20 protein-coding genes are annotated in these 23,383 nt (G+C 72.8%); 10 read left to right on the plus strand and 10 right to left on the minus strand.

Annotated features, from left to right (window positions below):
* Positions 1-46: 46 nt before the first annotated feature.
* Complete coding sequence (locus ACFWM7_RS19055; protein ID WP_383262188.1) at positions 47-1,408, minus strand: lysine N(6)-hydroxylase/L-ornithine N(5)-oxygenase family protein; 1,362 nt, start codon at positions 1,406-1,408, stop codon at positions 47-49.
* A gap of 313 nt (positions 1,409-1,721) precedes the next feature.
* On the minus strand, positions 1,722-2,222 hold the full coding sequence (locus tag ACFWM7_RS19060; RefSeq protein ID WP_383262219.1) for a MarR family winged helix-turn-helix transcriptional regulator: 501 nt from the start codon (positions 2,220-2,222) through the stop codon (positions 1,722-1,724).
* 237 nt (positions 2,223-2,459) lie between these two features.
* Between ACFWM7_RS19060 and ACFWM7_RS19065 the strand changes: the two genes are divergently transcribed.
* Positions 2,460-2,972 carry a nitroreductase family deazaflavin-dependent oxidoreductase gene (locus ACFWM7_RS19065; RefSeq protein WP_383262190.1) on the plus strand — a complete coding sequence of 171 codons (513 nt, stop codon included), beginning with the start codon at positions 2,460-2,462 and terminating at the stop codon, positions 2,970-2,972.
* Positions 2,973-3,059: 87 nt separating this feature from the next.
* Positions 3,060-4,178, plus strand: a complete 1,119-nt coding sequence (locus tag ACFWM7_RS19070; RefSeq protein ID WP_383262192.1) for an NAD-dependent epimerase/dehydratase family protein — start codon at positions 3,060-3,062, stop codon at positions 4,176-4,178.
* Here ACFWM7_RS19070 and ACFWM7_RS19075 read toward each other — a convergent pair.
* Both ACFWM7_RS19075 and ACFWM7_RS19080 read right to left on the minus strand, forming a co-directional pair.
* Positions 4,159-5,265: a sensor histidine kinase gene (locus tag ACFWM7_RS19075; protein WP_383262194.1), complete on the minus strand. Its 1,107-nt coding sequence runs from the start codon at positions 5,263-5,265 to the stop codon at positions 4,159-4,161. The two genes, ACFWM7_RS19070 and ACFWM7_RS19075, sit on opposite strands and share 20 nt — an antisense overlap.
* Positions 5,262-6,122: a response regulator transcription factor gene (locus tag ACFWM7_RS19080; RefSeq protein WP_383262196.1), complete on the minus strand. Its 861-nt coding sequence runs from the start codon at positions 6,120-6,122 to the stop codon at positions 5,262-5,264. The genes ACFWM7_RS19075 and ACFWM7_RS19080 overlap by 4 nt, the downstream gene beginning before the upstream one ends.
* Before the next feature lie 119 nt (positions 6,123-6,241).
* Here ACFWM7_RS19080 and ACFWM7_RS19085 point away from each other — a divergent pair, with 119 nt between their 5' ends.
* The 3 genes from ACFWM7_RS19085 to ACFWM7_RS19095 are packed head-to-tail and all read left to right on the plus strand — an operon-like array spanning position 6,242 to position 8,552.
* Positions 6,242-7,009 (plus strand): glycosyltransferase family 2 protein, encoded by a 768-nt coding sequence (locus tag ACFWM7_RS19085; protein WP_383262197.1) that lies wholly within the window; start codon positions 6,242-6,244, stop codon positions 7,007-7,009.
* On the plus strand, positions 7,006-7,662 hold the full coding sequence (locus ACFWM7_RS19090; protein WP_383262199.1) for a DUF2064 domain-containing protein: 657 nt from the start codon (positions 7,006-7,008) through the stop codon (positions 7,660-7,662). The genes ACFWM7_RS19085 and ACFWM7_RS19090 overlap by 4 nt, the downstream gene beginning before the upstream one ends.
* A complete protein-coding gene (locus ACFWM7_RS19095; RefSeq protein WP_383262201.1) occupies positions 7,659-8,552 on the plus strand; it encodes a class I SAM-dependent methyltransferase in 894 nt (297 codons plus the stop codon). Before ACFWM7_RS19090 ends, ACFWM7_RS19095 begins: the two co-directional genes overlap by 4 nt.
* 394 nt (positions 8,553-8,946) lie before the next feature.
* Here ACFWM7_RS19095 and ACFWM7_RS19100 read toward each other — a convergent pair whose 3' ends face one another.
* A complete protein-coding gene (locus ACFWM7_RS19100; protein ID WP_383262203.1) occupies positions 8,947-10,248 on the minus strand; it encodes a molybdopterin-dependent oxidoreductase in 1,302 nt (433 codons plus the stop codon).
* A gap of 177 nt (positions 10,249-10,425) precedes the next feature.
* Here ACFWM7_RS19100 and ACFWM7_RS19105 point away from each other — a divergent pair, with 177 nt between their 5' ends.
* Positions 10,426-11,865: a hypothetical protein gene (locus tag ACFWM7_RS19105; protein WP_383262204.1), complete on the plus strand. Its 1,440-nt coding sequence runs from the start codon at positions 10,426-10,428 to the stop codon at positions 11,863-11,865.
* A gap of 207 nt (positions 11,866-12,072) precedes the next feature.
* Here the strand turns inward: ACFWM7_RS19105 and ACFWM7_RS19110 are convergent, their stop codons facing one another.
* The 5 genes from ACFWM7_RS19110 to ACFWM7_RS19130 form a co-directional block, all read right to left on the minus strand.
* Positions 12,073-12,990, minus strand: a complete 918-nt coding sequence (locus ACFWM7_RS19110) for a Gfo/Idh/MocA family protein (protein ID WP_383262206.1) — start codon at positions 12,988-12,990, stop codon at positions 12,073-12,075.
* Positions 12,991-13,020: 30 nt separating this feature from the next.
* Complete coding sequence (locus ACFWM7_RS19115; RefSeq protein ID WP_383262208.1) at positions 13,021-14,235, minus strand: ROK family protein; 1,215 nt, start codon at positions 14,233-14,235, stop codon at positions 13,021-13,023.
* 67 nt (positions 14,236-14,302) lie between these two features.
* The gene (locus tag ACFWM7_RS19120; protein ID WP_383262220.1) at positions 14,303-15,169 is read right to left on the minus strand and encodes a carbohydrate ABC transporter permease; all 867 of its coding nucleotides are present in this window, start codon (positions 15,167-15,169) and stop codon (positions 14,303-14,305) included.
* A gap of 80 nt (positions 15,170-15,249) precedes the next feature.
* Entirely contained in the window at positions 15,250-16,230 is a 981-nt protein-coding gene (locus ACFWM7_RS19125) for a carbohydrate ABC transporter permease (protein WP_383262210.1), read from the minus strand.
* A 70-nt stretch (positions 16,231-16,300) separates the two neighbouring features.
* Positions 16,301-17,707, minus strand: coding sequence for an ABC transporter substrate-binding protein (locus tag ACFWM7_RS19130; protein WP_383262212.1), 1,407 nt, complete (start codon positions 17,705-17,707; stop codon positions 16,301-16,303).
* A 134-nt stretch (positions 17,708-17,841) separates the two neighbouring features.
* Between ACFWM7_RS19130 and ACFWM7_RS19135 the strand changes: the two genes are divergently transcribed.
* From ACFWM7_RS19135 to ACFWM7_RS19150, 4 genes are all read left to right on the plus strand, one after another.
* Positions 17,842-18,888 carry a zinc-binding alcohol dehydrogenase gene (locus tag ACFWM7_RS19135; protein WP_383262213.1) on the plus strand — a complete coding sequence of 349 codons (1,047 nt, stop codon included), beginning with the start codon at positions 17,842-17,844 and terminating at the stop codon, positions 18,886-18,888.
* Between the two features lie 105 nt (positions 18,889-18,993).
* Positions 18,994-19,794, plus strand: coding sequence for a TIM barrel protein (locus tag ACFWM7_RS19140; RefSeq protein WP_383262215.1), 801 nt, complete (start codon positions 18,994-18,996; stop codon positions 19,792-19,794).
* Positions 19,791-21,179 carry a trehalase family glycosidase gene (locus ACFWM7_RS19145; protein WP_383262217.1) on the plus strand — a complete coding sequence of 463 codons (1,389 nt, stop codon included), beginning with the start codon at positions 19,791-19,793 and terminating at the stop codon, positions 21,177-21,179. Before ACFWM7_RS19140 ends, ACFWM7_RS19145 begins: the two co-directional genes overlap by 4 nt.
* The gene (locus ACFWM7_RS19150; RefSeq protein ID WP_383262218.1) at positions 21,176-23,131 is read left to right on the plus strand and encodes a glycogen debranching N-terminal domain-containing protein; all 1,956 of its coding nucleotides are present in this window, start codon (positions 21,176-21,178) and stop codon (positions 23,129-23,131) included. The genes ACFWM7_RS19145 and ACFWM7_RS19150 overlap by 4 nt, the downstream gene beginning before the upstream one ends.
* Positions 23,132-23,383: the final 252 nt, after the last annotated feature.

A 23,383-nucleotide genomic window follows, 5' to 3' on the forward strand; every position in this document is an offset into this window, starting at 1 on the left:
GGTCACGGGCGGGCCGAGCGCCCAACTCGCGGCGGTCCAGCGGTTGCTAGCCGCCCGCGCCCTCGACGGCCTCGGCGACCGGACGGGACGCGTCGGCGGTGGACTTGACCCGGCGGTCGAGCAGCGAGTCGAGGATCTCGCCGACCCGTATCGCGGTGTTGGAGAGCAGTGACGTGGTGATGCCGTGCGTGTGCTCCGTACCGCCCTGGAGGTAGATGCCGCAGCGCAGGCCGGGGTCGGTCGAGATCCGGTAGTCGCGCTCCACGCGGACGCGGCCCGCGTCGTCGCGCAGGCAGCGCTCGCCGACCTCGCCGAGGAGGCCGAGCGGATCGGCGGGGCTGTAGCCGGTGGCGAACACCACGACGTCGGCGTCGAGTTCGGACTCCTCGTCGGTCACCAGGGACCGCACGGTGGCGCGGACGCTGTCGGGCTTCTCCTCCACCCCGGTCACCCGGGACACGTTGAGGAAGCGCAACCGTTCGGTGCCGAGGACCTTCTCCCGGTACATCTGCCGGTAGAGGTCGTCGATCAGGTCGATGTCCACCACGGAGTAGTTGGTGTTGCCGTGGTAGGCCATCAGACGGTTCTTGACCTCCTCGGGGGCGGCGAAGAAGTCGTCGACCGCGTCGGGGTCGAAGATCCGGTTGGCGAAGCTGCTGTCGTCGGCGGGGCTGTAGCCGTAGCGGGAGAAGACCGCGCAGACCTCGGCGTCGGGGAACCGGCGGTGCAGGTAGGCGACGTTCTCGGCGGCGCTCTGGCCGGCGCCGACGACGACGAACCGCGAGGGCGGGGGCGAGGAGCTCTCCAGTTGGTCGACCTTGCGCAGCAGGTCGGAGTTGTGCCAGACGCGGTCGCCGCGTTCCACGCCTTCCGGCATGAGGGGGCGCAGGCCGGTTCCGATGACGAGGTTGCGGGCCCGGTGGACGGCGAGCCCCTCCGCGGACCGGACGGTCACGTCCAGGTACTCCACCGTCCCGTCGTGGAGATAGGGCGTGACCGCGACGACTTCGTGGCCGTAGGAGACCAGGTCGTCGACCTTGGCCGCGGCCCACTCGAAGTAGTCGTGGAACTCCACCCGGAGCGGGAAGAGGTTCTTGTGGTTGATGAAGTCGATCAGCCGGCCCCGGCTCTGCAGGTAGCAGAGGAAGCTGAATTCGCTGGCCGGGTTCCGGAGCGTCACCAGGTCCTTGAGGAAGGACACCTGCATGGTGGCGTCGTCGATGAGCATGCCGCGGTGCCAGCCGAAGCCCGACTGCTGCTCGAAGAAGCGGGCGGTGACCGAATCCTGCCTGCCGACTTTGCTGTTGTGCTCGCTGAGCGCGATCGCCATGGCCACATTCGACGGGCCGAAGCCGATGCCGATGAGGTCGTGGACCAGTGGGGTGTCGCCAGGAAGACCCTGAGACATGTCACTCCCATCGTCTGGGAAAGCCGCCTGTCAGGCGTGAGGGGAAGGGTGCGGGAAGTAGGCACGCCGACGGGGCCGCCCACTTGAACTTAGGTGAGCCTAAGCTCATCAACCGGCCCTGTCGATAGGGCACATGAGGCGGCAGAATGCTGACCACGGGTCAATTCTGGCTCAAAATAAGCGTTGTTGCCGCCGCGCGTGAGTTACAGCGCGTCCTCCCCCACCACGACACGGGGAACGGCCACGACCGACCACGGTCGGAGTGCGGGCGGAGTACGGCCGAATTCTCGCCACCCTATGAGGTGCCGCCCGGTCAGCCGGCCGTCGTCGCGTCGCCCCACCCCAGGGGGTGCGGTCCGGCGCCTCCGTCCGGCAGCGGGGCCGGCGGCTCGCCGCCCGCCTCGTTGAAGTCGGTGAGCGCCTCGATGAGCGCCGTCCGCTGCCGCGGGGCGAGGCGCTCGACGATCGACGCGATCTCCTGGCGCCGGCGCGCGGTGACGTTCTCCACCGTGCGACGCCCCTCCTCCGTGAGCCGGAGCCGCGTCTCGCGGCGGTTGTCCGGGTTGGTCTGCCGGTCCGCGAGCCCCGCCGCGATCAGCCGGTCGACCATGCGCATCGCCGTCGAGGGCGCCACCCCCAGCAGCTCCGCCAGCGCCACGAGCTTGGTGGCCCCCCGCGAGGAGAGCACCACCAGCATCCGGAACTGCGGCAGCGTCACCCGCTCCTCGACCTCCCCCAGCGAGCGCGCCGACACGGCGACCAGCAGCCGGGAAGCTGTCAGCACCGCCCCGGTCACCGCGTCCACGTCGTCCATGCGCTCCTCAGGAGCCACCTTCCTGGCCATGACACCTTTCTACCCTGCTCCCGGCACGCCTCGCCCCGCCCGCCCCCTTGCCTCCGCCACTCGTCGATCGGTCCTCGTCCCGTCGTCGCCGATGCCCCACTCGTCGACCGGCCCCAAGTTTTAGACTGTGCAAAGATTGCACAAACTAAGAGTCGAGCGGCCCCCACGGTGCCACCGCTCCCGTTCGCGTCCCGAGGAGGCGATGTGATGACGTCACAGGAACCCGCCGGGCACGGCCGCCCGCCCCTGCCACGCGGCTGGCGGCGACGCCTCGCCCGACTGCCCATAGCCTTCTACCGCGTGGGCCTCGGCCCGGTCTTCGGCCGCCGCCTGCTGCTCCTGCACCACACCGGGCGCAACAGCGGCCTGGACCGGCGAGTCGCCCTGGAGGTCGTCGCGTACGACCCCGTCCAGGGAACCTGGACCCTGGCCTCCGGCTTCGGTCCCGAGGCCGCCTGGTACCGCAATCTGCGGGCCACGCCGAAGACCACGATCCAGGTCGGCAATCGCCACTACGCCGTCACCGCCCACTTCCCGAGTGCGGAGGAGGGTGGCGAGATCATGGCCCGCTACGCTCCCGCCCACCCGCGCACCGCCCGCCGACTGTGCGCCTTCATGGGGTTCGACGTCGCCGACGGCAGCGCGGACTCCTACCGGCGGGCCGGCCGCCGCATCCCCTTCGTGCGCCTCGACGCGGCCCCCGGTCAGCACGTGCGCTGACCGGCACGCCGTACACGTCCTTACGGACCCGTGACGTGTGCGCGCCGCGCCCGGCCCGAGGGCTCGCCCGGCCCTAGCGTGGCGGTCATGCGCGTACTGGTCACCGGCGGAGCCGGGTTCATCGGGTCACATGTCGTCGCCGCTCTCTCCGCGGCCGGGCACGAGAGCGTGGTGCTGGACGCCCTGCTGCCCTCGGCCCACCCCGGCGGCACACCGCCGAAGCTGCCGGGCGACCGGGCGGTCGTCGGGGACGTCCGGGACCGGGAGGCGGTGGCCGAGGCGCTGGCCGGGGTGGACGCAGTCTGCCACCAGGCGGCCATGGTCGGCCTCGGCAAGGACTTCGCGGACGCCCCCCTTTACGTGGGGTGCAACGACCTCGGTACGGCGGTGCTGCTGGCGGAGATGGCGGCGGCCGGGGTCCGGGACCTGGTGCTGGCCGGGTCGATGGTGGTCTACGGCGAGGGGCGTTACGCCTGTCCCCGGCACGGCACGGTCCGCCCAGGACCGCGCGCGGAGGCCGATCTGCGAGCGGGGAACTTCGAGCCGCGCTGCCCGGACTGCGGGGCGGAGCTGACACCCGGTCTGGTGGCCGAGGACGCGCCGGTGGACCCGCGCAACGTGTACGCGTCGACCAAGCTGGCCCAGGAGCATCTGGCCGCCGCGTGGGCGCGGGCGACGGGCGGCCGGGCGGTGTCCCTGCGCTACCACAACGTGTACGGGCCGGGGATGCCGCGCGACACCCCGTACGCCGGTGTCGCCTCGTTCTTCCGCTCGGCCCTGGCGCGCGGCGAGGCCCCCCGGGTCTACGAGGACGGCGGCCAGCGGCGCGACTTCGTGCACGTCCACGATGTGGCGGCGGCCAACACCGTGGCCCTGGAGGCGGTGCGGGAGCGGCGGCCCGCGTCGTTCGCCGCGTACAACACCGGCAGCGGCGAGCCGCACACCATCGGCGAGATGGCCACCGCGCTGGCCGGCGCGCACGGCGGGCCGGACCCGGTGGTGACCGGGGAGTACCGCCTCGGGGACGTACGCCATGTCACGGCGGACTCGCGGGCGCTGCGCGAGGAGCTGGGCTGGCGGCCCCGGGTGTCCTTCGCCGAGGGGATGAAGGACTTCGCGGCGGCCCCGCTGCGCGATGCGCGGGGCCGCGCTCGGGAGAGCCGGGGCCGCCGCGAGGAGGACGCCGTCACGCTGTCGGGAGCGTGACCGAGAAGCAGCAGCCGCCCTGCACGTTGCGGACCTCGGCCCGTCCGGCGTGCGCCTCGACGATGCCGCGCACGATGGCGAGCCCGAGGCCCGCCCCGGCCGGCGGAGTGCGGGCGTGGCTGCCGCGCCAGCCGGTGTCGAAGACCCGGGGCAGGTCCTCCTCCGGGATGCCGCCGCAGCTGTCGGTCACCGACAGCACGACACCGCTGTCCGAGCGGTGCGCGGCGACGGCCACGGTGCCGTCGGGCGGGGTGCGGCGGATGGCGTTGATCAGGAGGTTGCCCAGGACCCGGCTCATCTCCTTGCCGTCGACCTCCACCGGCACCTCGTCGATCCGGTCGCCGACCAGCCGCACCCCGTGCTCCCGGGCGAGCGGGTCGACCCCGGCCAGCGCGTCGCCGACCAGGTCGTAGAGGGAGATCCGGGCCGGTGCCAGGGTGAGCGAACCGGCCTGGATGCGGGAGAGTTCGAAGAGGTCGCCGACCATGGCGTTCATCCGCTCGACCTCGGTCCTTATCTGCCGCAGATAGCGCCCGGAGTCGGCCGCCATGCCGTCCTCCAGCGCCTCGGCCATCGCCCGGAGCCCGGCGAGCGGGGTGCGCAGATCGTGCGAGATCCACGCGACGAGTTCGCGCCGCGAGGTCTCCAGTGCGCGTTCCCGCTCCCGCGAGCTGTCCAGCTTCGCGCTGGTGGCGGCCAGTTCGCGGGCGAGCGCGGCCAGCTCGGCGGTGGGCTGTCCGGCGGGCGCGGCGAAGGTGCCGCCGTCGCCGAACGACCGGGTGGCCAGCGTCAGTTCACGGCTCCGGTCGGCCACCCAGCGGCCCAGCAGGACGGCGGTGGCCAGGGAGATGAGGGCGGCCATCGCGACGACGGTCGTGACGACGTAGAGGTCGTGGGGCGAGAGGAACATCGCCCAGGCAACGCTCAGCGTCCCGGCGAGCATCGCCGCCACGGCCACCCCGGCGACGACGCTCAACGAGACCACCAGCGAGCGGTGGCGCAGGAGGCGCAGGACGCCTGCGCCGAGGAGCCCGGCGACGGCCGCTCCGAGGAAGGCGAAGAGGGCGATGAGCAGGAGGTCGGTCACAGCGCGCCGTCTCCGGTCGGGGGACCGCTGACGGCGGCCGGGCCCGGTCCCGTACGGTCCGGGTCCGCTCCGTCGTGGTGGCCCTCGGGCCGGGCCCGGTCGGCGTCCGCCTCCATCCCCTCCGCGTCCAGGTCCAGGCGGTATCCCACGCCCCACACGGTGCGGATCAGCCGGGGGCGGGCCGGGTCCGTCTCGACCTTGCCGCGCAGCCTGCGGATGTGGACGGTGACCGTGGAGAGGTCACCGAAGTCCCATCCCCAGACCTCCCGCATCAGCTCCTCCCGCCCGAACGCCTTTCCGGGGTGCCGCAGGAGGAAGGCGAGCAGGTCGAACTCCCTCAGCGTCAGGGCGAGTCCATGCCCGTCGCGGTAGGCCCGTCGGGCCGCCGGGTCGAGGCTCAGCCCGCCCCCGGACAGCGGGCCGGCCCCGTCCGCCGGTACGGCGGCCCGGGCGCGGCGCAGCACGGAGTCGACCCGCAGGACCAGTTCGCGCGGGCTGAACGGCTTGGTGACGTAGTCGTCGGCGCCGGTCTCCAGGCCGAGGATGCGGTCCTCCTCGTCACCTCGGGCGGTGAGCATGATGACGGGGACCGGCCCGTGCTCCCGCATCCGGCGGCAGACCTCGAAGCCGTCCATGGCGGGGAGCATCAGGTCCAGGACGACGAGGTCGGGCCGGCGTGCCGCGAACCGGTGCAGCGCGGCGGGCCCGTCGTCGGCCTGCTCGACGGCGTATCCGGCGCGGTGCAGATAGCCGACGACGACCTCGGCGACGGTCGGGTCGTCGTCCACGACGAGGATCCGGCCGCGCGCGCCGTGGTCAGCGGGGGCCGGACGGTCGGCGGGCGGGGTGTTCTCCATGGCCTCCACTGTGGCACCCCGCTCCCGGCGCGCCGGGGCCCGATCGCCCCCCATCCGGCCGATGTCCATGTTTCGTAAGAACCTGATGCCCTAAATGCCGGAGTTGTCTCCGTAGGGTGATGCGGGTGACCGATTCTTCTGCCGTTCCTCCGCGTCCGCCCGCCCCGCACACCGGCCTCCCGAAGGCCGACATCGTTCTGCCCTGCCTCGACGAGGCCGCCGCGCTGCCCTGGGTGCTCGATCGCATCCCCGACGGCTGGCGCGCGATCGTGGTCGACAACGGCTCGACCGACGGTTCGGCCGAGCTCGCCCGGTCCCTCGGCGCGAGCGTCGTCACGGAGGAACGGAGAGGGTTCGGCGCGGCCGCTCACGCCGGGCTGCTCGCCGCCGAGGCCGAGTTCGTCTGCTTCTGCGACTGCGACGGCTCACTGGACCCCGCGCTGCTGACCGGCTTCGTCCGGCGGATCGCGGACGGCGAGTGCGATCTGCTGCTCGGCCGCCGCCGCCCCGAGGGCCGGGGCGCCTGGCCGCCGCACGCGCGCGCCGGAAACCTGGCGCTGGCCCGGATGCTGCGCCGCCGTACCGGGCTGCGCCTGCACGATCTCGGCCCGCTGCGGGCGGCCCGCCGCGCCGATCTGCTAAATCTGGACCTCACAGACCGGCGCAGCGGCTACCCGCTCCAGATGGTGGTCAGGGCCTCGGACGCCGGGCTGCGGGTCGCCGAGAGCGATGTCCCCTACCGGCCGCGCACGGGCAAGTCGAAGGTGACCGGAACCTGGCGCGGGACCTGGAACGCGGTGCGCGACATGCGGGGAGTCCTGCGCGAGCCACCGGCGGACCGTGCGCCCGGCCGGGCCGCGCCCGCGGAGACGGGGGCCCTGCGATGAGCCTGTACGGACCCGCCGGGCCGACGGAGTTGCTGGTCATCGCGAAGGAGCCGGTCGCCGGACGCGTCAAGACCCGGCTCTGCCCGCCCTTCTCCCCCGCCGAGGCCGCCGAACTGGCCGCCGCGGCCCTCGCGGACACCCTGGAGACCCTGCTCGCCCTCCCCGCCCGGCGGCGGGTCCTGGTCCTCGACGGGCGGCCGGGGCCGTGGGTTCCACCGGGGTTCGAGGTGGTGCCGCAGAGCGGGGGCGGTCTGGACGAGCGCCTCGCGGCGGCCTTCGGCGGGTGTACGGGGCCGGCCCTCCTGGTCGGCATGGACACCCCGCAGATCACGGCCGGGCTGCTCACCCCCGCCCTCGCCCCGGACGCCTGGGACGGCTGCGGAGCCTGGTTCGGTCCGGCCGAGGACGGCGGGTTCTGGGCGCTCGGCCTGGCGGAGCCCGATCCCGCCCTGGTGCGCGGGGTGCCGATGTCCGTCCCGGAGACGGGTGCGGTGCAGCGGCGCAGGCTGGTGGAGGCGGGCCTCGCCGTACGCGATCTGCCGGTGCTGGTCGACGTGGACACCGCGGCCGACGCCCACCGGGTCGCGTCGGCCGCGCCGGGCGGCCGGTTCGCCGCGGCGCTCGGCCGGCTGACCGGGGCGGGGGTGCGATGAGTACGACCGTGCCCTCGTCCGAACTCGCCGCACCGGCCTCCGCGGGCCGCACCGAAGCGGCCGAGCCCCACCACGAGGCCGCCGCCGACACCGCGTACGCCTCCGGCGCGCCGGCCCGGCCGGGCACGGTCCGCACCGCTTCCTGGGGCGCCGACCCGTACGCCAACGCCCTGCGCACCGGCCGTGGTCCGCTGTTCCTGCGCCGCAGCGACGGCTGGCTGCTGCCCCTGGACGTGGAGCGCTGGTGCTCCGACGCGGGCTCCGCCGACCTGTCCGCGCTGCACCGGTGCGAGGGGCCGGTGCTGGACATCGGCTGCGGGCCGGGGCGGCTGGTCGCCGAGCTGGCCTCGCTCGGGCACCGGGCGCTGGGCATCGATGTCAGCGAGGCGGCGGTGGCCCGTACGCGCGGTCTGGGCGGCGCGGCCCTGCTCCGCAGCGTGTTCGACCCGCTGCCCGGGGAGGGCCGTTGGGGCACCCTTCTGCTCCTCGACGGCAACATCGGCATCGGCGGCGACCCGGCCGCCCTGCTGGACCGGGCGGCCGATCTGCTCGGCGCCGGCGGCCTGCTGATCGCCGAGACCGCTCCCGTGGACGTGGACGAACGGGTCCGGGTCCGTCTGGACGACGGCCGGGGCGGCCTCGACGGGAGGGCCGCACCCGCAGCGCGCGGGGCGGCCGCCGAGCCGTTCCCCTGGGCGCGGATCGGGACGCCGGCCCTGCTGCGGCACGCCCGCGCGGGCGGCTGGCGGACGGCCGATCAGTGGGGTGCGGAGGGACGGACCTTCGTCTCGCTGCGCCGTGCGGTACGGGAGCGGAGCGCCCGGACCAGCAGCCAGAGCGCGGAGAGCGCGAACAGCACACCGGTGATCAGCAGCCAGTTGCCGAAGTAGACGTCCGGGGTGGTGCCGGCGGCGGCCTCGTACCGCCGTTCGGTCCGCCGGGCGATCAGCGGGAACCAGATCAGCAGGAGCAGCCCGGAGAGGAACGCCGGCACCCGGACGAAGTTCACCAGGGCCGTCCGGGGGCCGAGCGCGGCGCGCAGCGCCCGGTCGGCCCCGGCGTACACCGGCAGCAGCACCAGGTCGTGCAGGATTGCCGATCCGGCGAGCCAGAGCAGGACGCCGACGGTGTCCCCGTCCAGCAGCCGTACGCCCGCGTAGCCGGCCAGGCAGAACGTGGCGGCGAGCAGGATCAGGTGGAGCGGGCCCTCGCCGTACAGGCGGCGCGGTGAGAAGCGCGAGCGGCGGGGCGGGGTGGAGCGGGGCGGCACGGCCCGGGTGGACATCACAGCTCTCCGAACGTCAGGGTCTCGACCCACTTGGTGTTCAGCACCCCGGGCGCGGCGGGGACGATGATCCGGGCCGGGTAGCCGTGGTCCGGCGACAGCGGGGCGCCGTTCACCTCCAGCGCGAGCAGCGAGCGGCCGTCGCGGACCTGGTTGTCGCGCAGTGCGCCCTTGCGGAAGGAGCCGCTGCGCTGGAGCGACTCGACGAACACGCCCGGCGGCCGGTCCGGGTATCCGGCGAGCGCCGCCAGGTCGGCGAGCCGCACCCCGCGCCACCGCTGGTCCGAGGTCGACCAGCCCTCCACGCAGGCGATCGGGAGCTCCGCGCTGTGCTGTTCCATGGCCAGCAGTTCGGCCCGGGAGAAGCGGAACTCCCCGGCCGGCCCCCGTACCGTCAGCCGCCAGTTCTCCGCGGTGTCGGCGGGTGTGATCCGTGCGGCGGCGGCGGTCTTGTTGGTCTGGAAGGCGTTCGGTCCCGGTCCCGGGTCGGTGCCGCCGCGCGGGGTGAGCAGCGCGAAGCGGCGCAGCGGCCCGTCGAAGCTGCGGCCGGCGGAGGTGATCAGCAGAAGCAGCGAACCGGCTCCCACCATGGCCAGCGCGCCGCGCCGGGACAGGGTGGCGGGCAGCGGGTCGGGGGCGGCGAGGGTGTCCGGTTCGCGGTGTGGGGTGCCGCTTTCACCGCGCGGGATGCCGTTGCGCAACACCCGTACGGCCTGGGGCATCTTGAGCGCGACATGGGTGACGAAACCGGCGAGGAAGACCCAGGCCCCGTAGAAGTGCAGGGTGTAGAAGGACCCGGGGAAGAGGTAGTCGAGCTGGATGTTGAGCAGTCCGGTGAGGAACTCGAACAGCGCCCCGCCCACGAGCAGCAGCAGCGAGATCCGCTCCAGGGCGTGGCCCACGGAACGGGCGGGCGGCAGTGCGAAGAGCCGGGGGATCACCGACCAGAGCTTGGCGAGCAGGACGGGCACGAGCACGATGCCGACGGTGACGTGCAGCCCCTGGGTCAGTCGGTAGAGCCAGTGCGGGCCGGTCGGCCAGGAGAACAGGTAGAAGCCCAGCCATCCCTTGCCCGGGGTCTTGTCGTTGACCCGGTTCAGGTCCGGGTTGTAGGCCGCGTACGAGAGCAGCCCGGTGACGAAGAGCAGGGTGAGGCCGACGAGCAGGACGACGCCGAGCACGGCGGTGAAGCGCGCCCCGCGCACGGGGCTGCGCCAGAATCCCGGGTCGGCGGGAGTACGCAGGGCGCGGAGAGTGCGGAAGGTCTCGGGGAGGGAGCGGGTCGGGCGGCGTTCGGGCATGGGGCCGACGCTAAGCGGCGAACGGCGCCGACGGGGGACGCGACTCCTGACGAAACTCTGACGTCACCGCCGGACGAGGGGCCGGACGCCCGTCACGGCCGGGCATGGATCTGACGGTTCGGTGACGCGGCCCTGCCGTACCGCCCGATCGCCGCCCGGTGTGCATAGCGTGCCACCGTGAAGACCGAGGACGTCACCCCCACGGACACCGCCGGCGGCACGGGCCACGGGCCGCCCGCACCGCCGGACCGCACCCACGACCGCGCCCGGCGCGCGGGGCGGGCGGACCTGATCGCCGCCGCCGCGGGCGTGCTGCTGGTCGTCGCCGCCGTGCTCATCGGCCGGGTCATCCAGGACCGGGACGGAACCCTGTTCGCCCAGTGGCCGCCCTTCCTGGCCTCCTGGGATCCCCACCTGGGCCCCGGCACCCCCGCCGCGCTGGCCATGGCCGTCCTGGTCGTCGCGTACGGGCCGCCGCTCGCCGCCCGGCTGCCCTGGCGCGGGCTGCTGGCGTCGGCCTGGGCCGGGTCAACGGCCTGGGTCTTCTCGATGGCGCTGATCGACGGCTGGTACCGGGGTGTCGAGCGGCGGCTCACCACCAAGCACGAATACCTGCAGGTCATCGACCGCTTCGCGGACATCCCCGCCACTCTGCGCGGCTTCACCGACCACATCCTGTTCGACGCACCCGGCAATTGGCCCGCCCATATCGCCGGGCACCCGCCGGGCGCGACGCTGACCTTCGTGTGGCTGGACCGCATCGGGCTCGGCGGGGGCGCCTGGGCAGCCGTCTGGTGCGTCGTGGTGGGCAGTTCGGCGGTGCTGGCCGCCCTGATCACCGTGCGGGTGCTGGCCGACGAACGCCTGGCCCGACGTGCCGCGCCCTTCCTCGTCCTCGCCCCGGCCGCCGTCTGGGCGGGCGTCTCCGCCGACGGCTACTTCGCGGCCGTCGCCGCCTGGTCGGTGGCGCTGCTCGCCCTGGCCGCCACCCGCCGGGGCCGCTTCCCGGCAGCGGCGGCGGCCGGCGGGGGTCTGCTGTTCGGGTGGACCTGCTACCTCAGTTACGGGCTGGGGCTGATGGCGGCCGTCCTGCTCGCGGTCCTGGTGCTCGCCCGGACCGCCCGGCCCGTGCCACTGTTCCTGCTCGGCGCGCTCGTGGTCCCGGTGGCCTTCACCCTCGCCGGATTCAACTGGTGGACCGCCTACCACCTGTTGGTCGAGCGCTACTACCAGGGCGCGGGCGGCGTCCGCCCGTACCGCTACTGGGTCTGGGCCAACCTGGCCTGCGCGACCGTCGCGGCCGGGCTCGCGGCCGTCGCCGGGCTGCGCCGGAGCGCGGTGGCCGCGCCCGGTGCCGTACGGGCACTGGGGCGCGGCCCTGCGGCGGCCTCCCCGGAAGGGCGGCTGGCGTTGCTCGTCCTGGCGGCGCTGGCGGCGCTGCTCGCCGCGGACCTCTCCGGCATGAGCAAGGCGGAGACCGAGCGCATCTGGCAGCCGTTCCTGCTGTGGCTGCTGCCCGCGGCGGCGCTGCTGCCCCGCCGGGGTGTGCGGTGGTGGCTGGTCGCTTCGGCGGTTCCGGCTCTGCTCGTCAACCACCTGCTGTGGACGGGGTGGTGAGCGGGACGGGGTGGTGAGCGCCCTCACCTGGTGTCCAGGTCCCGGCGGCGGAAGACCGCAAGTCCCAGCGTGATCAGTCCGGGAACTGAAGGGTGGATCCCAGATATCCGACGAGGAACGCGTACGGGCACGATGCGGGCCGCCGCCCCGGTCAGTTCGAGGACCAGGCTGCGGGCCCTTGCGCAGGCCCCCGCCAGCACCGGCGCGTCACGTGAGTAGCCGGGCCCCGCTCGCGGCCTGTTCCAGCAGTTCCTGAATTCGTAGTCCATGGGCGGCGTCGATGCCTGTGCTGCGCCCCGTGCGTACAGCGGTGGCGAACTCCTGTCGGAGGATCGGCCAGCACTCCTCGTGGTCGATGTCCGCCGTGTCGTAGATCAGTTCCTCGTCCGGGCCGAACAGCTCCACCCGGGTCTTCGTCCTTTCCACTCGCACACTGCCGGAGAGGGACGCCTGGCTGATGGCCCCGTTGGCGTGTTCACAGGTCAGTTCGATCCAGCGGCGTGGATCCCCGGCGGCGCGCACCGAGGTGATCGGGCCGACCGCGGTGTCCAGGAGGTCCAGCAGGTGGGGGCCGAGGTCGAGGAGCGCACCGTGTTCCAGGCGCCAGGAGGTGGCGAACTCGCCGCCGAGGAAGGCTCCGTGGAGGTAGCAGGAGCGGGCGCCCGCCACCTTGAGGGTGGCGGCCTTCGCGAGGAAGTCCCTGGTGGTCGGGTGGTACCTCTTGGTGAGGACCAGTTGGGAGACCACGCCGTGCTCCGCGACCGCGTCCGCGACCGCTCGGGCGCTCGCCAGATCCGTGCCCAGTGGCTTCTCCAGCAGCAGGGCGCGTCCGGCCGCCGCGGCTCGCGGAGCCAGGGTGGCCTGGACGGCGGGCGGTACCGCGAAGGCGACGGCCTCGCAGGTGTCGAGGAGTTCCTCGAAGGAACCGGCCGCCGTGGCCCCGTGGGCCGAGGCGATCTCCGCGGCCGCTTCGGGGCGGCGGGCCCAGACCGCCGTGAGTGCCGTCTCCGGGCCCGCGGCCAGTAGGCGGGCGTGCGTCGCGCGCGCCCACGGTCCGGCGCCCACGAGGCCGACCCGGACCGGTCGGCCGGTCCAGGCGTGCGGAAGGGGGGTGGTTGAGGACATGCTCGGCTCCGTCGTCGACGTGAGAGGGGTTCAGGCGGCGTCGCCGCTGCGGGCAAGGCCCGTGAGACGGGCGTCGGCCCGGTCGGGGGCGTACAGGTGCTCGACGACCATGACGCCGGCCCCTGCCAGGGCGGCCTTGTCCCCCAGTTCGGAGGTGACCACCTGAAGGCGGGCGGTGGTGCGGGGCATGGCCCGTTGGTAGATGAGTTCCCTGACGCCGGTCAGGAACGGGGTGCCGGCCAGATCGCCTCCGATCATCAGCACGCCCGGATTGAGCAGCGTGACGACGGTGACCAGCACCTCCCCGACCCGCTGACCGGCCTCGCGGGCCAGCCGTACGGCGTGCGGCTCGCCCGCGGCGAGGTGGGCGCGGACATCGGAACCCGAGGCGGTGGGGATACCCATCGCCGTCAGCTGCTCGGCGATCGACCGGCCGCTGGCGACGGCGGCCAGGCAGCCGTAGGAGCCGCACATGCACAGTGCGTCGGGGCGGTCGTGCAACCGGATGTGCCCGATGTCGCCGGCGCCGCCGTCGATGCCCCGGTAGATCTCGCCGCCGACGACCACTCCGGCGCCGATTCCCGTCGCTGCCTTGATCAGGACGAAGGCGTCGCACCGGGGATGGCCGGCCCGCTGTTCCGCGAGGGCCATCAGGTTGGCGTCGTTGTCGACGAAGACGGGCAGCGGGCCGGTCCCTGGCGCCGGGCCCACATGCTCCAGCCAGGCGTCGCGGAGTCGTTCGCGGACCGGGAAGCGGTCCCAGCCCGGCATGATCGGCGGCTGCACGATCTGCGCGGTCTCCCACTCGACGGGGCCCGGAACGGACAGTCCGATTCCGCAGACCTTGTCGGCGGATACCGCGGCCTCGGCGAGCAGCGGGCCGAACCAGCGGGCGAGTTCGTCCAGCACCCGGTCGGGTCCGTCGGCGATGACCAGGTCGCCGGTGTGCTCGGCGAGGGTCCTGCCCGCGAGGTCGAGGACGGCCGCGCGCGCATGCCGGGTCTCCAGATCCGCGACGAGCACCACCGCGTGGGTGGGGTCGAACTCCAGGCGCGCCGAGGGGCGTCCGCCGGTGGAGGTGCCGGTGGCGCCGCGCAGCCAGCCCGCGCCGAAGAGCTGGTCGAGCCGGTGTCCCACGGTCGACCGGGAGAGGCCGGTGGCCTGTTGGAGCTCTCCGCGTGTGGTGGCCTCACCGCTGCGGATGAGCCGCAGCAGATGTCCCGCGCTGGCCTGGTTTCCTGCCATCCCCGCCATCCTAGTTCGATCATCGGCGTTCCGTCGCCGCCCGATGCCGGTGCCCGGTGAGTGGGCGTCAGCTCTTGTCGGCCCCGCTGGTCAGCCCCTCGGTGAGCAGCCGTTCGGCGGCGAAGAACAGCAGTACCACGGGGATCGTGAGGACGACGGAGCCGGCCATCAGTACGGTCTTGGACACCTCGATGCCGTTGGCCAGCTGCTGGAGTCCCAGGGAGACCGTCCAGGCGTCGGGGTCGGCTGCCAGGAAGAGGAGGGCGAAGAGGAATTCGTTCCACGCGATCATGAAGACGTACAGCCCGGTGGCCATCAGGGTCGGCATCGCCAGCGGCAGGATGATCCTGCGGACGGTCTGCAGCCGTGAGGCGCCGTCGATCGCGGCGGCTTCCTCGATGCTGAACGGGATGGTGACGAAGTAGTTCTTCAGCATGTAGATCGACACGGGGACGGTCTGGGCGATGTAGACGATCGCGAGGCCGACGAGGCTTCCGGAAAGTCCCATCTTGGCGAACATGACGAAGAGCGGCACGGCGAGCAGGGTCGCCGGGAAGAGGTAGACAGCCAGGAAGAGCGCGCTGACCTGACGGCCGCCGAAGAACTTCAGCCGGCTGACCGCGTAGGCGCCGGGTACGGCGGCGGCCAGGGTGAGCAGGACGGTGGCGATGGCGACGAGCGCCGAGTTGAGCAGCATGCCGAGGAAGCCCTGGCCGCCCTCGGACGCGGGCTTCAGGACGCTCTCGTACGTGGTGAGGGTGATGTTCTTCGCCGACACCCAGAGGCTGCCGGGGTCCTGGAGCAGTGCGTCGATGGGCTTCACCGAGAGCGTCAGCATGTAGTAGAAGGGCAGGATGGTGATCGCCACCAGGAAGACGATCACGATGCGGCGCAGGGTTCCGAAGAGGAGTTCCTCGAAACGCGCGCGGGTCAGCGGGGTCCTGGGCCGCCGCGCGGTGGGCGGGGAGTCCGCGGTCCGCTCGGGTCGGACGCTTTCCAGGGTCGGGGTGGCGGTCATGCCGATTCCTCCTGCACCTTCTTGGCGAAGAACCTGAAATAGACGCCCAGGAGAACCATGAGCACCACGGCGAGGACGAGCGCCTGCGCGGAGGCGGCTCCGACGTCGAAGCGCGAGGTCAGGAAGTCGTAGACCCGTACGGCCACGACGTCCGTGCCCGAGCCGCCGCCGGTGAGCAGATAGATGTCGTCGAACTTGTTGAACGTCATGATGAAGCGCAGCACGGACAGCAGGGCGATGACAGGCATCAGCTGCGGCAGCAGGACGTGGCGGAAACGCTGGGAGACGGTGGCGCCGTCCACCTCCGCGGCCTCCTCCAGAGAGGCCGGTACCGCCTGGAGGCGGGCCAGCATGAAGAGGAAGGCGAAGGGGAAGTAGCGCCAGGCCTCGAAGGCGATGACGGTGAGCAGTGCGAGCGGGATGTCGAAGTGGATTCCGAGGACGCCCACTTCGTAGGACCGGGTCGACAGGAAGGCGATCGGGTCGTCCCAGCCGAAGAACCTTCGTCCCCAGTCGTTGACGAAGCCGTACTGCGGGCTGAGCGCCATCTCCCAGACGAAGGCGACCGCGACGACGGGGGCGACGTACGGCAGGAGCATCGCCGCGCGAAGGACGCCGCGGCCGCGGAAGGGCCTGCGTAGTGCGAGGGCGGCGGTCAGGCCGAGGACGACCGATCCGGCGGTGGCCCCGACGGTGTACAGGAGCGTGGTGCCCAGGCTGCTCCAGAAGCCGGGCGAGCCGAAGACCTGGGAGAAGTTGTCCAGGGTCCAGCGGCCGAAGAGGCCGTTCTCCTGGATGCCGACGAGCTTGGCGTTCTGGAAGGCGAGCAGGACGGTCCACGCGATGGGCAGGAGCACCACGACGAGGACGACCAGGAAGGTGGGGGTGACGAAGGCGAGTCCCGCGCGGTTCTCCCTGCTGTCCGCCGATCGCGGCTGGGTGCGGCGCTTCTTCGCGTCGCGCTGGAGTGTGCTCATGGGTCGGTTACCTCGGTGAGGGGGCGGTGTGCGGCGTCCGGCCACGGCTACTGGTGCCGGGGGCCGCCGGTTACTGGAGGGACTTCTGGAGGGCGGCCACTTCGTCGTTGGCCTCCTTCGCGGCCTCCTTCGGTGAGATCTGGCCGCTGGTCATCGCGCCGATCGCCTTGGCGACGGGAAGTTCGCCGTTGGTCGCGCCGACGAGGGTTCCCTGTCCCTGGGTGAGCCCCCAGCGCTTCATGTCGCCGACCCCGTCGACGAGCCGGTCCAGCAACTCGGGCGGGAAGGCCTTCTGCAGGGACTCGCGGCGGTCGACGCCCATGACGCTGCCCCGCCAGGCCCGCTCGAAGGAGCCGGGGGCCTGCGGAGTGCCGGTGCGGACCGGGATCTTGCCTTCGGGCGCCATGCCGAACCAGTCCTCGTAGCCCTTGTTCATCATGTACTCGATGAAGGCGCGGGAGGCACCGGTCTCGGCGGTCCTGGTGACGGTCCAGGAGGTGATCTCGCCGAACTGGGCGGGTTTCTCGCCGTCCGGGCCCTGGAGGGAGGTGACGACCTCGGTGTTACGGGCGAGGAAGCCCGGGTCCTTCTTGCACTCGGGGCAGCTGGGCAGGGCGTCCTTACGGAGGCCGGCCAGCTCGTCCAGCAGGAAGGAGGACCAGACCATCATCGACGACGTGCCGGAGAAGTAGGAGGCGCGGGTGGTGTCCACGCTCTGCGTTCCGGGCGCGCCGTGCTTGCGGGCGAGGTCGTCGTAGGCGGTGAACGCGGCCTCGCAGGCCGGTGAGTCGAGGGCGGGGTCACCGGCCTCGTCGACCAGTTCGCAGCCGTTGGCCAGGGCGAGGTCCTCGAAGCTCTGCTGGGTGAAGACATCCGAGGGGTCGGTGGCCAGCGAGATGCCGTCGCGGCCGTCCCCGTCCAACTCGGCTGCCGCCTTCAGCGCGCGGCCGTAGCTGTCCGGTGCCCGCAGGCCGGCGTCCGCGAAGCGGTCCTTTCGGTAGACGAGGAGCTGGAGCCAGGCGTCGGAGGGGACGCCGAGCCGGGTGCCGCCGTCCTCGGTGAGCGCGAGCGCGTTGGGGTTGAACGTCTTCGGGCCCAGGTCCTCGACGATCCGGTCGGCGATCTCGGTGTTGAGCAGTCCGTTGCCGTACATCTGCCAGACCTGACCCATGGGGACGGCCCCGATGACGTCGGGGAGCTCCCCGGCCGCCGCCGCCGACATGATCAGCTGGGGCAGCTGCGCCTCGTCGACACCGACGAGGTCGACCTTGATCCCGCTCTCCTTCTCGAAGCGGCTGACGACCTTCCGCGTCGCGGCCATGCGCGGTGGCAGGTTCTCCTGCGACCACACCGTGATCCTGTTGTCGGCCCGCCCCTTTTCGCCGGAGCCACCGGAGCAGCCGGCCAGCAGACCTGCGGCCAGGGTCACGGCGAGCCCCGTCAGGGCCGCCCTTGACCGTCGGACTTTCATCACCATTCTGTGTCCTCACGCCACTTACGCATTTTCCGCAAGCATCACAGCACCACTTTTGCCGGTTGACAAGACATAAGCTTCAGATATCTTCGACTTAAGTCAGCGAGCAGCACACCTCCCAGCAGTACGGAGACCCCGTGGAACGCGTCGTCCAGTTCACCGGCCCCCGCCAGGTCCAAGTCGCCGAGCACGAGAGTGCTCCCCTTCCGGCCGGGCATCTGCGGGTACGTACTCGCTATTCCGGCATCTCGGCGGGCACCGAACTCACCGCCTACCGGGGGACGAATCCCTACCTGACCCGAACCTGGGACGCCGAGAGCCGGCTGTTCCGCGACGGGGCCGCCGGTATCGAGTACCCGGTGGCCGGCTGGGGCTACTCCGAGGTCGGCGAGGTCACCGAGGTCTCCCCCGAGCTGGTCTCCACCCCCGGCATGCCCGCCGTCGGCGACCTGGTCTGGGGTATCTGGGGCCATCGCAGCGAAGGCGTGGTCCCGGCGGTCCGGATGATCGGCCACACCCTGCCCGCCGGACTCGAACCGCTCGCCGGAGCGTTCGCCCGGGTCGGCGCCATCGCGTACAACGCGATCCTCGCCGCCGACATCCATCTCGGCGAGGACGTCGCGGTCTTCGGGCAGGGGGTCATCGGTCTGCTCACCACCCGCCTCGCCCAGCTCAGCGGCGCCCGGGTCACCGCGGTCGACGCCATCGAGAGCCGCCTCGCGACCGCGCTCACGTACGGGGCGCGGCACACCCTCAACGCGCGCACCGACGAGGTCGCGATGCGCATCCGCGAGGCCACCGGCGGGGCGGGCGCCGATGTCGCCATCGAGATCAGCGGCGTCCATCCGGCCCTGCACGAGGCAGTACGCGCGGTGACCGTGGGCGGCCGCGTCGTCGCCTCCGGGTTCTACCAGGGCGACGGCACGGGACTGCGGCTGGGCGACGAGTTCCACCACAACCGGGTCCAGCTGATCTCCTCGCAGATCGGCGGGGTGCCGCCCCAGCTGGCCGGCCGGTGGACCGTCGAACGGCTCCAGCAGACGTTCCTGTCCCTGGTGGCCGAGGGCCAGGTCGATGTGAAGTCCCTGGTCAGCCATGTCGTACCGGTGGCCGATGCCGCCGACGCCTACGTCCTGCTCGACGAGCGGCCCGCCGAGGCTCTCCAGGTCGTCCTGGAGTTCTGAGCCCCGCCGCCCCAACCGCCCCCGCCGTCCACGCGGTCGAGTCCGGCCCGGCCGTCGCCGACGGACCGGACCCCCGCGCCCCCAGCGCCGAAAGGCATCCACCCCATGCTCAAGACCGCCTGCCAGGAACAGCTTCTTCCCGGCGACTCGCTCCAGGAGAAATGGGCCTTCGCCCAGGACGCCGGGTTCGACGCCATCGAACTGCGCTCCAAGGGTGACTTCCACTTCCGCGACCGGTTGCCCGAGCTGACCCGGGCCGCCGCCGACGGCGTGGTCATGCCGACCGTCTGCGTCGACATGCTCCACTTCTTCGCCGCCTTCGACGAGAGCCTGCGCCGTGACGCGCTGGACCAGATGAAGTCCCAGATCAGCGTTGCGGCACAGATCGGCGCGCTGGGCGTGCAGACCCCCGCCTCCTACGGAATGTTCTCCCGCCGGCTGCCGCCCTTCGAGCCGCCGCGCACCGAGGAGCAGGACCGCGAGGTACTGCTGTCGGGCCTCACCGAGCTCGGCGAGCACGCCCGCAAGGAGGGCGCGGAGCTCTTTCTGGAGCCCCTCAACCGGTACGAGGACCACATGGTCAACCGCCTGGAGCAGGCAGCCGAGCTGATCCGCACGGTGGGCCTGGACTCGGTGCGCATCGGCATCGACAGCTACCACATGAACATCGAGGAAGCCGATCCCGCCGCCGCCATCCTCGCGGCCGCCCCCTACATCGGCCATGCCCAGGTCAGCGACTCCAACCGGTTCCAGCCCGGCGCGGGCCACCTGGACTGGCCCGCCTGGATCGGCGCGCTGCACACCATCGGCTACGAGGGCCACCTCGCCGCCGAGTGCCGTCTGACGGGCGACCCCGTCGCGGCCGTCCGCTCCATCCCGGCGTTCCTGCGGAGGTCCGGCGCGTGACGACGCTCCTCACCACTCCCGTGCCCGCCGCCACCGGAGACCTGACGCTCCGGCGCGGCGCGGCACGGGTCCTGCTCACCAACTGGACCGGCGCCTCCACCGTCCCCTCCCGCGGTCTGTACCCCCACCAGTGGAGCTGGGACTCCGCGTTCATCGCCATCGGCCTGCGCCACCTGTCGGTACGCCGTGCCCAGCGCGAGCTGGAGAGCCTGCTCGGCGCCCAATGGGCCGACGGACGCGTCCCGCACATCGTCTTCAACCCGGCGGTGCCGCTGGACGCGTACTTCCCCAGCCCCGACTTCTGGCGCTCCTCACGGGCCGGAGCCGCAGCGGGCTCTCCGGCCGGAACCGAGACCTCCGGCATCGTCCAGCCGCCCGTGCACGCGCTGGCCGCCTGGCTCGTCCACCTCGCCGACCCGGGCACCTCACGCCGGCGCGGCTTCCTGAAGAGGGTGTACGGCGCCCTGGCCGCCTGGCACGAGTACCTCACCGGCCCGCGCGACCTGGGGGGCGGCCGGCTGGCCTCGGTGGTGCACCCGTGGGAGGCCGGGATGGACAACAGTCCTTGCTGGGACAAGCCACTGGAACGGGTCGAGCCGATGACCCCGGGCAGCTACCGGCGGGCCGACCTCGACCACGGACAGCCCGCCGAGCGCCCCACCGATCTGGACTACGGGCGCTATGTGCGGCTGGCGGCCGACTACCGCGACGCGGGATACACCGATGCGCGGGGCAGCCACGCCTTCGCGATCGAGGATCCGTGCGTCAACGCCCTGCTGATCGTGTCGGAGCACGCGCTCGCCCGGATCGCGGCGGAGGCCGGGGCGGACCCCGCCCGCCACGAGGAGCGGGCCGAGCGACTCAAGGCGGCTCTGGTGGAGCGGCTCTGGTCGCCCACCGCCGGCATGTTCCTCTGTCACGACGTGGTCGGGGGCGGGCTGATCGCCGAGCGCAGCGTCGCCGGGCTCGTGCCCCTCGTCGTGCCCGGGCTGCCGCCGCACATCGTGCGGGCCCTGATCGCCACGGCGACGGGCGACGGCTTCCGCCTCGGTGAGGTGCCGATGGCGCCCAGCTACGACTTCTCCGGCGCGGCCTTCGACGCGTCCCGCTACTGGCGCGGGCCCGCGTGGTTCAACACCAACTGGCTGCTGGAGCGGGGGCTGAGGCAGTACGGCTACGGTTCTGCCGCCGACGCGCTGCGCGGGGCCATGCTCGCCGCGGCCGGCTCCAGCGGCTTCTCCGAATACGTCGACCCGGTCACCGCGCAGGCGCGCGGCACCAGGAACTTCGGCTGGACGGCCGCCCTCGCCCTGGACCTGCTGGCCACCGCGCCGGTGGCGAACGGCGAAACGGACCCCGGCCTCACCGAGGGAGCGGACACGTGAACGACGGGCAAGGCCCCACGCTGGTGCGCTCGGGCACCTTCGCTGTCCTGGGCACCGACGGCTCCATCACCGGCCGGGGCGGCACGACCCCGGACGGACTCTTCCATCGCGACGCCCGCCATCTGAGCCGACTGGCCCTGAGCGTGGGCGGCACCGCCCCGACCGTCCTGGTGCCGTCCTCGGGAGAGCACTCCGCCCGGTGCGTTCTCACCCCGCCGGGCACCCGGGACGAGCCGGCGGACTACACGATCTTTCGCGAACAGGCTGTGGGCGAGGGCGTACTGACGGAGCATCTGCGGCTGGTCAACAACCTCCCCTCCCCCGTCACGGCGATCCTCGTGTTCACCCTGGACGCCGACTTCGCCGACCAGTTCGAACTGCGCTCCGACAAACGCCGCTACCTCAAGGAGGGCGCGGAGCGAGCGGCGGAGGCCGGGCCGGACGGGGTCACCTTCAGCTACCGGCGCGGTCACTGGCTCTCCCGCACAGCCGTGCACGCGAGCCCTGCCCCCGCCTCCGTCCGGCCCGACGGTGACGAGGGCACCGCGCAGCGGCTGGAATGGCGGCTGGACGTGCCTGCCCACGGCTCGGCGAGCCTCACGCTCACCGCCACGGCGTACGCCCACGGCGCGCCGGCGTCCGCAGCCGTGACCACGCCGCAGGAGGCCCGCTCCGAAACGGCCCGCGACACCGAGGCCTTCACCGACGTCCCGCTGTCGCTGCCGGCCGACGCGCCCGCTTCGCTGGCCGCCGCCTGCGCCCGGGGGCTGAGCGATCTGGCGGGACTCCGGGTGCCGGTGACCGGCACGGGCGGGGAGCTCGTCCGGGTGCCCGGCGCCGGGGTTCCATGGTTCCTCACCCTCTTCGGCCGGGACTCCCTGCTCACCTCTCTGTTCGCCCTGCCCTACCGACCGGAACTCGCCGCGGCCACTCTGAGCGCGCTGGCCGCGACCCAGGGAACCGGTCACGACCCGGACCGGGGCGAGCAGCCGGGACGCATCGTCCACGAGATCCGGCACGGCGAGCTGGCCCACTTCCGCCAGGTCCCGTACGGCCGCTACTACGGCTCGATCGACGCCACCCCGCTCTTCCTCGTACTCCTGGAGAAGTACACGCGGGCCACCGGCGACCCCTCACCCGCCTCCCGGTGGGAGGGGCCGGCGCGGGCGGCGGTGGACTGGATGTTCCGCGACGGCGGACTCGACGAGCACGGATACCTGGTCTACACCCCCGATGTGCGGGGTCTGGTCAACCAGAACTGGAAGGACTCCGCCGGAGCGGTCTGCTTTGCCGACGGCACGCAGGCCGAGGGGCCCATCGCGGTGTCCGAGGCACAGGGGTACGCCTACGACGCGCTGGTGCGCACCGCTCGGCTGGCACGCACCTGCTGGAGCGACGCGGCGTACGCCGAGCGGCTGGAGCGGGCCGCCGCCGAGCTCCGCGACCGCTTCTCGCGTGACTTCTGGATGCCGGAGGCCGACTTCCCCGCGCTCGCCCTGGACGGCCGGGGCCGTCAGGCCGACGCACTGGCCTCGGACGCCGGTCACCTGCTGTGGTCGGGCATCCTCGACGCGGAACAGGCCGGGCGGGTGGGACGGCGCCTGATGGAGCCCGACTTCTTCTCCGGGTGGGCTGTGCGGACGCTGGCCTCGGGACAGCGGGCGTACCACCCGCTCTCCTACCACCGCGGCAGCTGCTGGCCCCACGACAACGCGGTGATCCTGCTGGGCCTCGCCCGCCACGGCCTGGCCGACGAGGCACGCACGCTGTCCCAGGGCCTGTTGGACGCCTCCGCGTATTACGGCCACCGGCTGCCGGAGGTGCTCGCGGGATACGGACGTACCGAGCACTCGCGCCCCGTGCCCTACCCCCACTCCTGCTCGCCGCAGGCCTGGGCGACCGCCACGCCGCTGGCCGTCCTCAGTGCGCTGCGGCGGCTGCGCCCGGCGTGATGCCGCTCCAGGGCCGTCTATGAGGCACCGAATCGGCGTGGAGGCGCTCCGACCGCGCCCAGCCGTGTGGTGGAGAGGTCATGGGCTGCCCATGACGACCGGGCGGCGGGACGGACACGGCGGCAGAGGCGGCTCAGCGAGCGTCTGCCGCTGAGCCGTCGGTCCGGCACGGCTCCGGCCGGACGCCGGACGCTCAGCGCATCGCGTCCCCGCCGTGTCACCGCATCCCCGCCGTGCTGGCGGGCCGTACCG

Source organism: Streptomyces sp. NPDC058375 (assembly GCF_042723425.1).
Lineage (GTDB): Bacteria > Actinomycetota > Actinomycetes > Streptomycetales > Streptomycetaceae > Streptomyces > Streptomyces durocortorensis.